Here is an 11953-nt window from a genome sequence, read left to right on the forward strand (position 1 = left end):
CCCGCCCGCCGCCCCGGCACTTAGCGCACCCAGACCTCAACCCGGCGGTTGATTTGCCGCCCCCATTCGCTGTCGTCACAGGCCATCGGCAGGGCCTCGCCGAAGCCATGTGTGCTGATCTGCACCCGGGTTGCATCTGCCGTCTCTGCTGCTTTGATCACCGCATCCCGAACCGCACCTGCCCGCTTCAAAGCAATCCGCCGATTTCCTTCAGATGGCCCGACCCCATCGGAAAATCCAGCAAAAACAATTTCTTTTCCGTCGAACTCTCCTGCCTCCAGCGCGCGGGCCAGCTGCTCGACGTTGCTGCGGGACTGCGCATCAGGGCGCGCCGACCCAGGTTCGAACCGGAACGAGATGGTCAACCGCCGCATGTCGTCCAGCAGGGTCACCAGCCGCTGAAGTTCCTCCAGTCCGGATTTTTCCTTTGAAGCCAGAATCGCATTTGCCAGGCGGCGGCCCTGGCGGCTGACCGGGATCCGTTCCGGCGCCTGATCGACAAATCCTGCCCGGCGAATAACTGCCTGCGCCGCGGGCCCCCGCACATAAGCCAGGAAATCCCGCGCAATTTTGGGCAGGCGGCGGGCCGGCAGGTAAAGGAACATGGGAACCGTCAGCGGGTAGTCTTCAGTCTTTACTGCCCGGCGGCTGGCCTGCAAAGAGAACCCGCAAGGACCCGTCAACGTCAGCATCCGCGCCGCGCCTTTCTCGGCAAAGCTGGCGATACCTATGGCAAAGGGATCGACGAGAACCCGGCGGGCAAGTGTACTGCTGCGGTCATGGCGGCGGATTCGCGTTGTGAACCCAGCCCCAAAAGGCACCATCAGCCGATCCTCCACCGCCTGGGCGAGGCCGGAACCGGAAACCGGCATATGCAGCGAAATCGGGGCATCAGGACCGCCAATCGTTTGCCAGTTAGTGATCTGACCGGAAAATATCCCAGCAAGCTGCGGCAAGGAAATCTCGCGCACCGGATTGCTGGGCGCCACCACCGGCACAAAGGCGTCCAACGCGAGAACACGGCTACGGCCCGGTCCGGTCAGATCACCCAGTCCTGCGGCGCGGGCGGCCTTTTGTTCAAGCGTACGGATCTCCCGCAGTGCCATCGTCACATCCGCTTCATCCGCGATAAGAGCCGCAAACCCGCCATCGGTATTGCTGGCCAGGAAAGTGAAGCGTGCGGCCGGCTTTTGCCCGCGCAGCAGGACATGGCTGAAATTCCCGTCGGGCAATGCCTCCAAGTGAGTCTGATAGCCATTACGCAGAGCAAAGCCTTCAATCAGCGCAGGCATCAGAACTTCTGACATGGCTGAAGAACCAGCCAAAGTGATCTCCGAAACAAATCCGGACAGACTGGGGCAGCCTGGCCCATCGCACGCAACGCCTGAACCATCGACGGTGAGTTCGCCGAACTGCGTCTGTACCCGATAAAACTCGCCGTCGAATCCCAGCAGCGTGCCAGTGATTTCAACTGCGCCATCCGGGGAAGACAGGGTGACGTCCTGAGCAGCAAGACCGCGCGCAAAGACTGCCAGAAAAAGTGCGGCGCAAATGGCCGCACGAAAGAAGGTCATATGGATACCTGAAGTTACCGCAAATCAGTTGGATGCGATTTTCAAGTCTTCTACCAGATTATTCAACACCAGAAAGCTGCCTGTTGCATCGCAATCCGGCATTGCCATCACCAAATCCCGGCTTGTGAGCTGTCCACCGCGCAATTGCAGCGCCTGGGCGGAAACATCCCTGCCGCAATTGCCGCCCGTCACTTCGGCCTCAGCAGTCAGGGACACGGTACCGGACTCGCTTGTGTCACTTGGCAGGCTGTAAACCTCGGCAATACGCGGTGCCAATTGGCTGTCATCACCCAATCGCACGACCTGCCCAGCCCCGGCCGCGCCGTGCCAGACATGGCCGGCGCTGCCATAAGCGGCGCCGAATTCGCGGGCATGGATTTCGAAGCCGCTGTTACCGGTCCATTGAAGAACAATCCGCTCAACAGTTTCAAGGCCGTCTACCTCCGCGACGGCGACAGCTCCGCTGCCGCCTGAAGTCTCTGCAATGAAGACCGATGTTCGGGTCAAAGCCGGCACCAATGTGCTGAACCGGCCTGAGTGGTCCAGCGCAGCCGTAAAGGTCATGCCGCTGTGATGCACAGTTAAGCGTTCGTTTGGCCTGCAGGATGCCTCAACAAAGAGATTAACCATCGCCATCGGGGCAGCTTCAGCCTTGGCCGTCAACTGGCAGGACGCTCTGTAATCGGGTTCTGCTGGCTCGCTGCCCGCTTTCAACGCAATTGCAGCAGGCGGCGCTGACGTCAGGGTGATCTTTTCGATCTGCAGCTGAGCAGCTTCGGGTTCCCCTGGCAATTCGGGATCAGCCGCCGCAGTCCGGCCGGCCATGCCGATCACCAAGCCCGGGCCAGACGCCTGCATGTAGAATCCGATGCCCAAGGCACAAGCCAGCGTCATCGCGCTTGTCAGCATCACCTGTTTGCTTAGCATTGGATCCTCCAGAACCAGTTTGGTTAAGGAAGCATGTCTGCAAATGCCGGCCAGTTTGTGGCCCCCAGCAGGAGAGATTCCGGCAAATACGGCAATCACGCCATCTTTGTTGCGTGTCCGGAAACAAATCCGATCATAGCCCCGTAGCCTTGGCAGCTCCAAAGGCCCTTGGCGGCCAAGCGCGCTGCGCACTGCGCAGCGCCACGCCCAACGGAAGCAGTCTTTGCCAAAAGACCGGCGACGGGCGGGAGATCATCCACGCACCGCCGGACGCAAGGTTAGAAAACTGGATCCTGCGTGCTTCTTCCGGATATCAGGTAAGGCTGCCGTGGCAGTGCTTGAACTTCTTACCCGACCCGCAAGGACATTTGTCATTGCGTGAGGGGTTGCCCCAGGTCGCCGGATCCTCCTCCACGAAACCCGGTGCCGGGGCTTCTGCCAACGCTTCGACAGCAGTCGGCTGCGGGACTGCCATTTGCTGCATTGCAGCCTGGCGGGCAGCCATTTCCTTCAGCATCTGCTGCTGCTCATCCTCAGTCATTGGACGCACGCGGCCAAGCTGCTGGGACACTTCTTCACGCAAGGAATCGAGCATGCTTTCAAACAACTGAAAGCTTTCGTTCTTGTATTCATTGAGCGGATCACGCTGCGCATAGCCGCGGAAACCCACCACCGAGCGCAGATGCTCCAGCGTCAGCAGATGCTCGCGCCAATTCTTGTCTATGGTCTGCAGCAGAACCTGCTTTTCGATGTTGCGCATGTTTTCCGGACCAAAGGCCGCGGCTTTTTCCGCCATCATCTCATCAGAAGCCTGGACCAGACGTTCCCGGATCTGCTCGTCATCGACGCCTTCCTCGGCGGCCCACTCCGCCACCGGCGCGTCAATGCTCAGCATCTCGCGGACCTGCTCCTGCAGGCCTGCTGTGTCCCACTGATCGGCGTAGGTCTTGGGCGGCATGTGGGTGTCGAGCAGATCGTCGATCACCTCGTGGCGCATATCATCGACAATCTCGGACAGATCCTCGGCGGCCATAATTTCGCGGCGCTGATTGAAGATCACCTTGCGCTGATCGTTCATCACATCGTCGAACTTCAGAACGTTTTTGCGCATGTCGAAGTTGCGGCCTTCGACCTTGGCCTGCGCGCGTTCCAGCGATTTATTCACCCAAGGGTGAATGATCGCCTCGCCTTCCTTCATGCCCAGCGATGACAGCAGTTTGTCCAGCCGCTCCGAGCCGAAAATGCGCATCAGGTCGTCTTCAAGGCTGAGATAGAACCGGGTCCGGCCCGGATCGCCCTGACGGCCCGAACGGCCGCGCAGCTGGTTGTCGATGCGGCGGCTTTCGTGGCGTTCGGAAGCCATCACAAACAACCCGCCTGCGTCCAGCACCTTCTGCTTTTCCTCGGCGTGTTTGGCTTCTTCGGCGGCACGCAGTTCTGCGGGATCAGCCTCCGGATTTTGCTCCAGCACTTCCAGCACTTTCATCTCGACGTTGCCGCCGAGCTGAATATCGGTGCCGCGGCCGGCCATGTTGGTGGCAATGGTCACCGCGCCATAACGGCCGGCATCGGCAACGATCTGCGCTTCCTGCTCGTGGTGGCGGGCGTTCAGAACGTTGTGCGGGATGCTGTCCTGCTGCAGCATCTGGCTCAGCAGTTCGGATTTCTCGATCGAGGTCGTGCCCAGCAGGACCGGCTGGCCCTTTGCGTGCGCGACCTTGGCTTCCTTGATCATCGCCTCATATTTTTCACGGGCAGTGCGGTAAACCTGATCGTCCTCATCCACCCGCGCAATCGGGCGGTTGGTCGGCACTTCAACCACACCCAGGCTGTAGATCTCGGCGAACTCATCAGCCTCGGTCATCGCGGTGCCGGTCATGCCCGAGAGCTTGTCATAAAGCCGGAAGTAATTTTGGAAGGTCACCGAGGCCAGGGTGGTATTCTCCGGCTCGATGTTGACCTCTTCCTTGGCCTCAATGGCCTGGTGCAATCCTTCGGACAGGCGGCGGCCCGGCATCATACGGCCAGTGAATTCATCGATCAGAACAACTTCGCCATTGCGGACGATATAATCCTTGTCCCGCTGGAACAGCTTGTGCGCACGCAGGGCCTGGTTCACGTGGTGGACAACAGTGGTGCTTTCCGGATCGTAGAGCGAGGCATCCTCTTCCAGCAGACCGTGCTCACGCAGCGTCTGCTCCAAGTATTCATTGCCGTCCTCAGTAAAAGTCACACCACGGGTTTTCTCGTCGATCTCATAGTGTTCTTCCGACAATAGCGGGATCACTTTGTCGATAGTCGAATAGAGTTCGGACCTGTCCTCGGCCGGGCCGGAGATGATCAGCGGGGTACGGGCCTCGTCGATCAGGATCGAGTCAACCTCATCGACGATGGCAAAATTGTGCTGCTTCTGGAACACTTGGTCCAGAGACGGTTTCATGTTGTCACGCAGATAGTCGAAACCCAGTTCGTTGTTGGTGGTATAGGTGACGTCGCTGTCATAGGCGGCCATCTTCTCGGCGTCGGCTTGCCCTGACCAGATCACGCCGGTGGTCATGCCCAGCTGGGCAAACACCTTGCCCATCCATTCACTATCCCGCGTGGCCAGGTATTCGTTCACCGTTACCACATGCACGCCCTTGCCGGTCAGCGCATTCAGATAAGCCGGAAAGGTCGCCACCAGGGTTTTGCCCTCGCCGGTCTTCATCTCGGAAATGTTACCCTGATGCAGGAAAATACCGCCCATCAGCTGGGTATCAAAAGCCCGCAGACCCAGCGCCCGTTTGGCCGCTTCACGCACGTTGGCAAAAGCTTCGGGCAGCAGCGCATCCAGGCTTTCACCGCCCAACGCGCGCTTGCGCAGCTCCTCAGTCTTGTCCTTCAGCCCGTCATCGCTAAGCTTCGCGAACATATCCTCCAGCGCGTTGATCTGTGCAATCAGCGGCCGTGTCGCCTTGATTTTACGGTCATTCGGCGTGCCGAAAACCTTTTTGGCGAGTGTTCCGAAACCCAGCATGTCTTCTCCAGCGATCCTATGTCCGGCCTTTGCATCGGGCAGGCTTGCCCGCCGTGTCCGCAACCCATAAACAATGGTGGAAAGACGGTCCTGCCAATGGCCTCAAGGCGATGTAAGCGGCAGGGTATAGAGTGTCAACGGCAGGCCCCTATGCGGCCTAGGAATAGGAAGGTTTCAATGCGTAAAGGTCTCACTTTTCTGCGTGGCGTGGCGGTGGCAGCCTGTGCTGCGCTGCCGCTGACCGCAGCTGCTGCGCCTCATGCCAACACGGTTGTTGCCTCGGTCAATGGTGAAGAAATCACCATCGGCCATATGGTCATGGCCCGCGAAAACTTGCCCGACCAGTACAAACAGCTGCCTGATGACGTGCTCTACAATGCCATCCTGGATCAGCTGGTTCAGCAAACCGCACTGAAACAGCAGCTGCATGGCGAAGTGCCTCGCTACGTGCAGTTGTCCGTTGAAAACGAAGAGCGCGCCATGCTGGCCGCAAACGTGATCGATATGATCATGGAAAAGGCCAGCGGCGAGGATGCGCTGCGCGCCGCCTATGACGGAAAATACTCTTCCGGTGACGGCGGAGACGAGTTTCATGCCGCCCATATCCTCGTCGAAAGTGAAGAGGACGCACAGGACGTCAGAAAGGAGCTAGACGCCGGCGCCGATTTCGCCACGCTTGCCAAGGAAAAGTCCACCGGCCCCTCCGGTCCCAGCGGCGGCGATCTGGGCTGGTTCACCACAGGCCGTATGGTGCCGGAGTTCGAAGATGCTGTTCTGAAGCTTCATTCGGGCGAAATTTCAGGACCCGTGAAAACCCAGTTCGGCTGGCATGTGATCCTGCTGCGCGAGCGCCGCAAGACCGAAGCCCCCGAGTTTGAAGAAGTGCGGGCACAACTGGCCGAGGAATTGCGCCAAAAGGCAGTGGAAGAAAGCGTGAATGAACTGACCGCGTCCGCCGAAATCGAACGGTCCGAGATTGAGGATCTGAATCCGGCAATTCTCAAAGACCTTAGCCTGGTAAGGAACTGATCATGGCCGCCCCCATGCCTGTCTCGCCGCTGGCACCTGCCAGCTTCCCCGATCTTCCGGTGATCAAGGGCGTGCGTTTTGCATCAGCCGCGGCCGGGGTCAAGTATCAGGGCCGGACCGATGTGATGCTGGCAGTGATGGATCCGGGCACTGCGGTTGCTGGGGTTTTCACCCGCTCCAAGACCCGTTCTGCCCCGGTTCTGGACTGCCAAGCCAAGCTGGGAGGCAATGCTGATGCCGGTGCGGCAATACTGGTGAACTCCGGCAATTCCAATGCCTTCACCGGTCATTTCGGGCAAAGCTCGGTTGCGGAGATCACCACTGCAGTTGCGGAGGCAACCGGCCTGCCTTCCACGCGTGTTTTTACTGCCTCCACCGGTGTCATTGGCGAGCCGCTGCCGCATGACCGGATTGTCGCGAAAGTCAGCGAACTGAACAATGCCTTGGATGAAGGCTCGCTGGAAGGTGCCGCCCAGGCGATCATGACCACCGACACCTTTGCCAAAGGCGCCAGCGCCACGGTGGGGATCGGAGGCAAGACAGTCAAGATCGCCGGCATCGCCAAGGGTTCAGGCATGATTGCGCCGGATATGGCAACCATGCTGGTCTACATCTTCACCGATGCGAAGGTCGGGCAAGCTGACCTGCAGGAACAGCTGGCCGGGATTTGTGACCGGACTTTCAACTGCATCACCGTGGACAGCGACACCTCGACTTCCGACAGCCTGATGCTGTGCGCCACCGGCGCTTCGGGCGTCGACGCGACTGGAAACGCGGAGTTTGCGGCAGGCCTGGAGCGGGTAATGCTTGACCTGTCACACCAGGTGGTGCGCGATGGCGAGGGCGCGACCAAATTTGTGGAAATCCAGGTGACAGGCGCGGCTTCGGATGCGGATGCAAAGGTGCATGGCCTAGCTATCGCCAACTCGCCGCTGGTGAAAACTGCAATTGCGGGCGAGGACCCGAACTGGGGCCGTGTGGTTATGGCAATCGGTAAATCCGGCGCGGCTGCCGACCGGGACCTGCTGTCAATCTCATTTGGCAACGTGCTAGTGGCCGAAAAGGGCTGGGTCGCACCGGACTACAAAGAAGATCTGGGCGCAGCAGAGATGAAGAAACAAGAGATCACCATCAAAGTAGGCTTGGGACTGGGCGCGGGCAAAGCCACGGTTTGGACCTGTGATCTGACCCATCAGTATATCTCGATCAACGCGGATTACCGGTCATGAAGGTGATCCTTGTTTCCGCAGTTGCGCTGATCGACGTGGATGGGCGCGTGCTGCTGGCGCAGCGCCCCGAAGGTAAATCCATGGCCGGCCTGTGGGAGTTTCCAGGCGGCAAGATCGAACTAGGCGAAACACCCGAGGCAGCATTGATCCGTGAGTTACAGGAGGAGCTAGGCATTGACACCTGGGCGTCCTGCCTGGCACCGCTGACCTTCGCCAGCCACTCCTACGAGGATTTCCACCTGCTGATGCCGCTTTTTGCCTGCCGCAAGTGGGCGGGCGTCCCGCAGGCCAATGAGGGGCAAACCCTGAAATGGGTGCGGCCGCAGGATTTGCGGGACTATCCAATGCCGCCCGCCGATATCCCGCTAATCCCGATTCTGCGGGACTGGCTGTAAAGAACATGGAGCCGCAACGCAGCGGTTTCATGCTTTCCCAATGGTGAATTTTGCCGTTTTACCGGGGCTTTAGCTCCCCGGCCCGGCGCCCGTGAACCCTTTGTTAATCATTCTCCATAAGCATCAGGTACGAAGAATTTGACTACCCGAAGTTCCAATTGGGCAGGAGAAGACCATGCTAAGGACAATCGCAGTTGGCAGTTTTTCGCTGGTTCAGGGCATTTTCATAAAGACACTCCCTGACGGGAAAATCGCGGTGCGGGTTGGTAAAAGAACCTATGAAGGCCGCCCGGTGCCGCCAGTTGCCTGAACCATCACTCATCACGCATGTCAGGAAAAAAATGGGGTTGCAGACAGTGCTGCCCCATTATTGGACCCGTAAGGCCAAGGCAAATTGACAAAATTTTGCTTTGCGGGCTGGCCTGTCCCATTTCCTCTCTGTCGTTCCGCCAATTCGTCAACTGTCTTTGCGCCCTCAGCACATTCAGAATGCACCTGCGTGGACGGCGCATTCAGTATCAACGACAGGGTCGCCTTCAATTGCGCTTTGTTGGCCCCTGCGGCAGATGACAATGGAACCGCCTAAAGAAACAGGCCCCGGCAATGGTGCCAGGGCCTGCTTTTCAATTTAGATTTAGCAACGATCAGTCGAGGGTCCGGGTGACTTCTTCGCGTTCGAAGATCTCAATCACGTCGTTCGGACGGACATCATCGTAGTTTTCAAACGCCATACCGCATTCCTGACCGGACTGAACTTCGGACACTTCGTCTTTGAAACGCTTCAGTGTCTTCAGCGTGCCTTCGTGGATTACCACGTTGTCGCGCAGCAGGCGGACACCTGCCGAACGGCGGGCAATACCCTCGGTGACCAGACAGCCGGCAACCTTGCCAACACCGGTAACCTTGAAGACTTCCTTGATCTGCGCATAGCCGATGAAGTTTTCGCGGATCTCGGCAGACAGCAGGCCGGAGGCCGCCGCTTTCACGTCATCCACCAAGTCGTAGATCACTGAATAGTACCGGATCTCGACGCTCTTCTGATTGGCTGTGTTGCGGGCGGAAGCATTGGCACGGACGTTGAAGCCCATGATCGGCGCGCCGGAAGCTTCGGCGAGGCCGACATCAGTTTCGGTGATCGCACCGACGCCCGAGTGCAGCACGCGCACGCGCACCTCGTCATTGCCGATCTTTTCCATCGCCTGAACGATGGCTTCGGCGGAACCTTGCACGTCAGCTTTGACCAGGATCGGCAGCTCGGAGACATTTTCGTCGTCCTTGGCCTTCTGCATCAGCTGTTCCAGCGTGGTCGCAGCACCGGCAGCGGCGCGCTTATCCTTGGCGGCCTGCTCACGGTATTCTGCGATCTCGCGCGCCTGTGCTTCGGTGTCTGTCACGTTCAGCACGTCGCCTGCTTCCGGGGTGCCGTTGAGGCCAAGAACCTCGACAGGAACCGAAGGACCGGCTTCCTGAACGCGCTCGCCCTTGTCGTTGATCAACGCACGGACCTTGCCGTATTGCTCACCCACAACAAAGATATCGCCCTGGCGCAGGGTCCCGGTCTGAACCAGAACGGTCGCCACGGGGCCGCGGCCCACATCCAGTTGTGCCTCGATCACGGCGCCCTGGGCGGCGCGGTCGGGGTTGGCCTTCAGTTCCAGAATTTCCGATTGCAGTGCAATGGCTTCCAGCAGCTCGTCCAAGCCCTGGCCGGTTACCGCGGAAACTTCAACGTCCTGCACGTCGCCGGACATCGCTTCCACAACCACTTCGTGCTGCAGCAAGTCGGTACGGACCTTTGTCGGGTCAGCAGCCGGTTTGTCGATCTTGTTGATCGCCACGATCATCGGAACCTGCGCCGCCTTGGCGTGGTTGATGGCTTCGATGGTCTGCGGCATCACCGCGTCATCTGCAGCAACAACCAGAACCACGATATCCGTCACCTGGGCGCCGCGCGAACGCATCGAGGTAAAGGCCGCATGGCCAGGCGTATCCAGGAAGCTCAGCACAGTGCCGCTTTCGGTTTTCACCTGATACGCGCCGATGTGCTGGGTAATGCCGCCGGCTTCGCCAGCCACAACACGGGCATCCCGGATGGCATCAAGCAGCGAAGTTTTGCCGTGGTCAACGTGGCCCATGATTGTGATGACCGGCGGACGCGGTTTCAGATCGTCGTCCTTGTCCTCGATCTCTTTGATCACGTCTTCGACGTCAGAGGCGGACACCCGGACCACTTTATGGCCGAATTCTTCGATGATCAGTTCAGCGGTATCGCCGTCGATGGTCTGGTTCTGCGTGACCATCATGCCCATGTTCATCAGCGATTTGACAACTTCGCCAACGCGCTCCGCCATCCGGTTGGCCAGTTCTGAAACCATAATCGCTTCAGGCAGCTGAACGTCGCGGATGACCTTTTCACGCTCGACCTGGCCGCCCATGGCTTTTTGCCGGGCACGCTCTTGCTTACGCTTCATCGACGCCATCGACCGGTGGCGATTGCCGCCGCCGCCAGTGGCCTGGCCCAATGTCAGCTTGCCCGAGCGGCGGCCATCATCCTGGCCCTTGCCGCGGTTCTGACGCTGTTCGCGTTCACGGTCTGCTTTACGCGGCGCGGCAGCAGGTGCGGGTTTGTTCGGCGCCGGGCGGGCCGCTCTGGGCGTATCCGCAGCAGGAGCAGGAGCAGCGGCTGCAGCAGCGGCGCGTTCTTTTGCCACTTCAGCTTCACGCTTCTTGCGCTCTTCTTCTTCTTGCTTGGCCTTGGCGCGTTCTTCAGCTTCCCGCTGCTCGCGTTCCTTGGCTTCCGCTTCGGCGCGGCGGCGGTTGCGATCTTCTTCGCGCGCTTTTTCGTCCGCGGCCCGGGCGGCCGCTTCTTCGACCTCGCGCGCTTTGGCAGCCTGCAGCGCCTTCAGGCGGCGCTCCATCTCAGCGTCACTGATGCCGGCAGGCCGGCGCGATCCGGATGTGGAAGGCGCAGCGCCGCCGCCGCCCTTGGCCGCACCCGGCTTGGGAACCACAACGCGCTTGCGCTTGGTTTCCACTACGACATTCTTGGTCCGTCCATGGCTGAAACTCTGTTTCACGTTCCCCGGACGGGAACCCCCACGCAGACCCAGTGTCTTTTTGCCGTCACTATCGCTCATAAAGCTTCTTATCCTTCCGTGCGGCCGTCGCCGCCCACCATTTCGCGCAAACCTTGCAGTCGTTGCGCCTCATCTACAACACGTTTGCTGAGTCCGCCAGAGGCGAGGGCGGCATGTATTGCAGTTTGGCGCCCAAATGCCATTCCCAGCTCGTCCGCCGTGAGGCAGCCGATGAATTTGCCCTTGTAGGGGGTGCTCAGCTTCGACTTTCCACGGCCAGACCCGTCAGACGCCTGGATCAGCACCCGGGCATCCTCTTTGTAAAGCCAGTCTTTCACCCGCTCAAAACCGGACACCGCATCACCCGATTTACGCGCCAGGCTGATCAGTTCAATAAGCCGGCGGACAACCTGCCGCTCAACTTCCTGAACCAATTCGTCCGGCACCTGGACCTGGGCCTTGAAGCCGCGGGCAAACAGCTTCTTCTTGACCGCGGTTTCCAATGCGGCCCGGCTGGAGGCCACATAGACACCACGGCCGGGCAGTTTGCCCATCACATCAGGCACAACTTGCCCGTCAGGACCCATCACAAAACGGATGAGGCCCTGTTTGGGCTGGATCTCGCCGGTTGCGATGCATTTACGCTCGCTGTCGTCGGTCCGGTCTTTTGTGGCGCCGCCGCGTGTCATGCAGTTCTCCTCTGCAA

8 protein-coding genes are annotated in these 11953 nt (G+C 59.5%); 3 read left to right on the forward strand and 5 right to left on the reverse strand.

Annotated features, from left to right (window positions below):
• Positions 1-20 precede the first annotated feature (20 nt).
• The 3 genes from K3555_RS19990 to secA all read right to left on the reverse strand — a co-directional run bounded on the left by K3555_RS19990 (position 21) and on the right by secA (position 5517).
• The gene (locus K3555_RS19990; RefSeq protein WP_260006777.1) at positions 21-1574 is read right to left on the reverse strand and encodes a phosphate ABC transporter substrate-binding/OmpA family protein; all 1554 of its coding nucleotides are present in this window, start codon (positions 1572-1574) and stop codon (positions 21-23) included.
• A gap of 24 nt (positions 1575-1598) precedes the next feature.
• Positions 1599-2501 carry a hypothetical protein gene (locus K3555_RS19995; RefSeq protein ID WP_260006778.1) on the reverse strand — a complete coding sequence of 301 codons (903 nt, stop codon included), beginning with the start codon at positions 2499-2501 and terminating at the stop codon, positions 1599-1601.
• Between the two features lie 313 nt (positions 2502-2814).
• On the reverse strand, positions 2815-5517 hold the full coding sequence (gene secA / locus K3555_RS20000) for a preprotein translocase subunit SecA (RefSeq protein WP_260006779.1): 2703 nt from the start codon (positions 5515-5517) through the stop codon (positions 2815-2817).
• Positions 5518-5694: 177 nt separating this feature from the next.
• On the opposite strand from secA, the gene K3555_RS20005 reads away from it, so the two are divergent.
• Genes K3555_RS20005 through mutT form a run of 3 tightly spaced genes read left to right on the forward strand, consistent with a single transcriptional unit; the run spans position 5695 to position 8170 of the window.
• Positions 5695-6546 carry a peptidylprolyl isomerase gene (locus K3555_RS20005; protein ID WP_260006780.1) on the forward strand — a complete coding sequence of 284 codons (852 nt, stop codon included), beginning with the start codon at positions 5695-5697 and terminating at the stop codon, positions 6544-6546.
• A gap of 2 nt (positions 6547-6548) precedes the next feature.
• Positions 6549-7775, forward strand: a complete 1227-nt coding sequence (gene argJ / locus K3555_RS20010; RefSeq protein WP_260006781.1) for a bifunctional glutamate N-acetyltransferase/amino-acid acetyltransferase ArgJ — start codon at positions 6549-6551, stop codon at positions 7773-7775.
• Positions 7772-8170 (forward strand): 8-oxo-dGTP diphosphatase MutT, encoded by a 399-nt coding sequence (mutT, locus tag K3555_RS20015; RefSeq protein ID WP_260006782.1) that lies wholly within the window; start codon positions 7772-7774, stop codon positions 8168-8170. The genes argJ and mutT overlap by 4 nt, the downstream gene beginning before the upstream one ends.
• 644 nt (positions 8171-8814) lie before the next feature.
• On the opposite strand, the gene infB is transcribed toward mutT, so the two are convergent.
• Together infB and K3555_RS20025 are read right to left on the reverse strand one after the other, a co-directional pair.
• Positions 8815-11307 (reverse strand): translation initiation factor IF-2, encoded by a 2493-nt coding sequence (gene infB, locus K3555_RS20020; RefSeq protein WP_260006783.1) that lies wholly within the window; start codon positions 11305-11307, stop codon positions 8815-8817.
• 8 nt (positions 11308-11315) lie between these two features.
• Positions 11316-11936: an RNA-binding protein gene (locus K3555_RS20025; RefSeq protein WP_259988542.1), complete on the reverse strand. Its 621-nt coding sequence runs from the start codon at positions 11934-11936 to the stop codon at positions 11316-11318.
• Positions 11937-11953 lie beyond the last annotated feature (17 nt).

It is taken from the genome of Leisingera sp. M527, assembly GCF_025141525.1.
Lineage (GTDB): Bacteria > Pseudomonadota > Alphaproteobacteria > Rhodobacterales > Rhodobacteraceae > Leisingera.

Excerpts from the sequence above, each read along its gene's own strand:
- K3555_RS19995 (WP_260006778.1), bottom strand. The coding sequence starts at position 2,501 with ATGCTAAGCAAACAGGTGATGCTGACAAGCGCGATGACGCTGGCTTGT.
- argJ (WP_260006781.1), top strand. The coding sequence starts at position 6,549 with ATGGCCGCCCCCATGCCTGTCTCGCCGCTGGCACCTGCCAGCTTCCCC.
- mutT (WP_260006782.1), top strand. The coding sequence starts at position 7,772 with ATGAAGGTGATCCTTGTTTCCGCAGTTGCGCTGATCGACGTGGATGGG.
- infB (WP_260006783.1), bottom strand. The coding sequence starts at position 11,307 with ATGAGCGATAGTGACGGCAAAAAGACACTGGGTCTGCGTGGGGGTTCC.
- K3555_RS20025 (WP_259988542.1), bottom strand. The coding sequence starts at position 11,936 with ATGACACGCGGCGGCGCCACAAAAGACCGGACCGACGACAGCGAGCGT.
- K3555_RS20005 (WP_260006780.1), top strand. The coding sequence starts at position 5,695 with ATGCGTAAAGGTCTCACTTTTCTGCGTGGCGTGGCGGTGGCAGCCTGT.
- K3555_RS19990 (WP_260006777.1), bottom strand. The coding sequence starts at position 1,574 with ATGACCTTCTTTCGTGCGGCCATTTGCGCCGCACTTTTTCTGGCAGTC.
- secA (WP_260006779.1), bottom strand. The coding sequence starts at position 5,517 with ATGCTGGGTTTCGGAACACTCGCCAAAAAGGTTTTCGGCACGCCGAAT.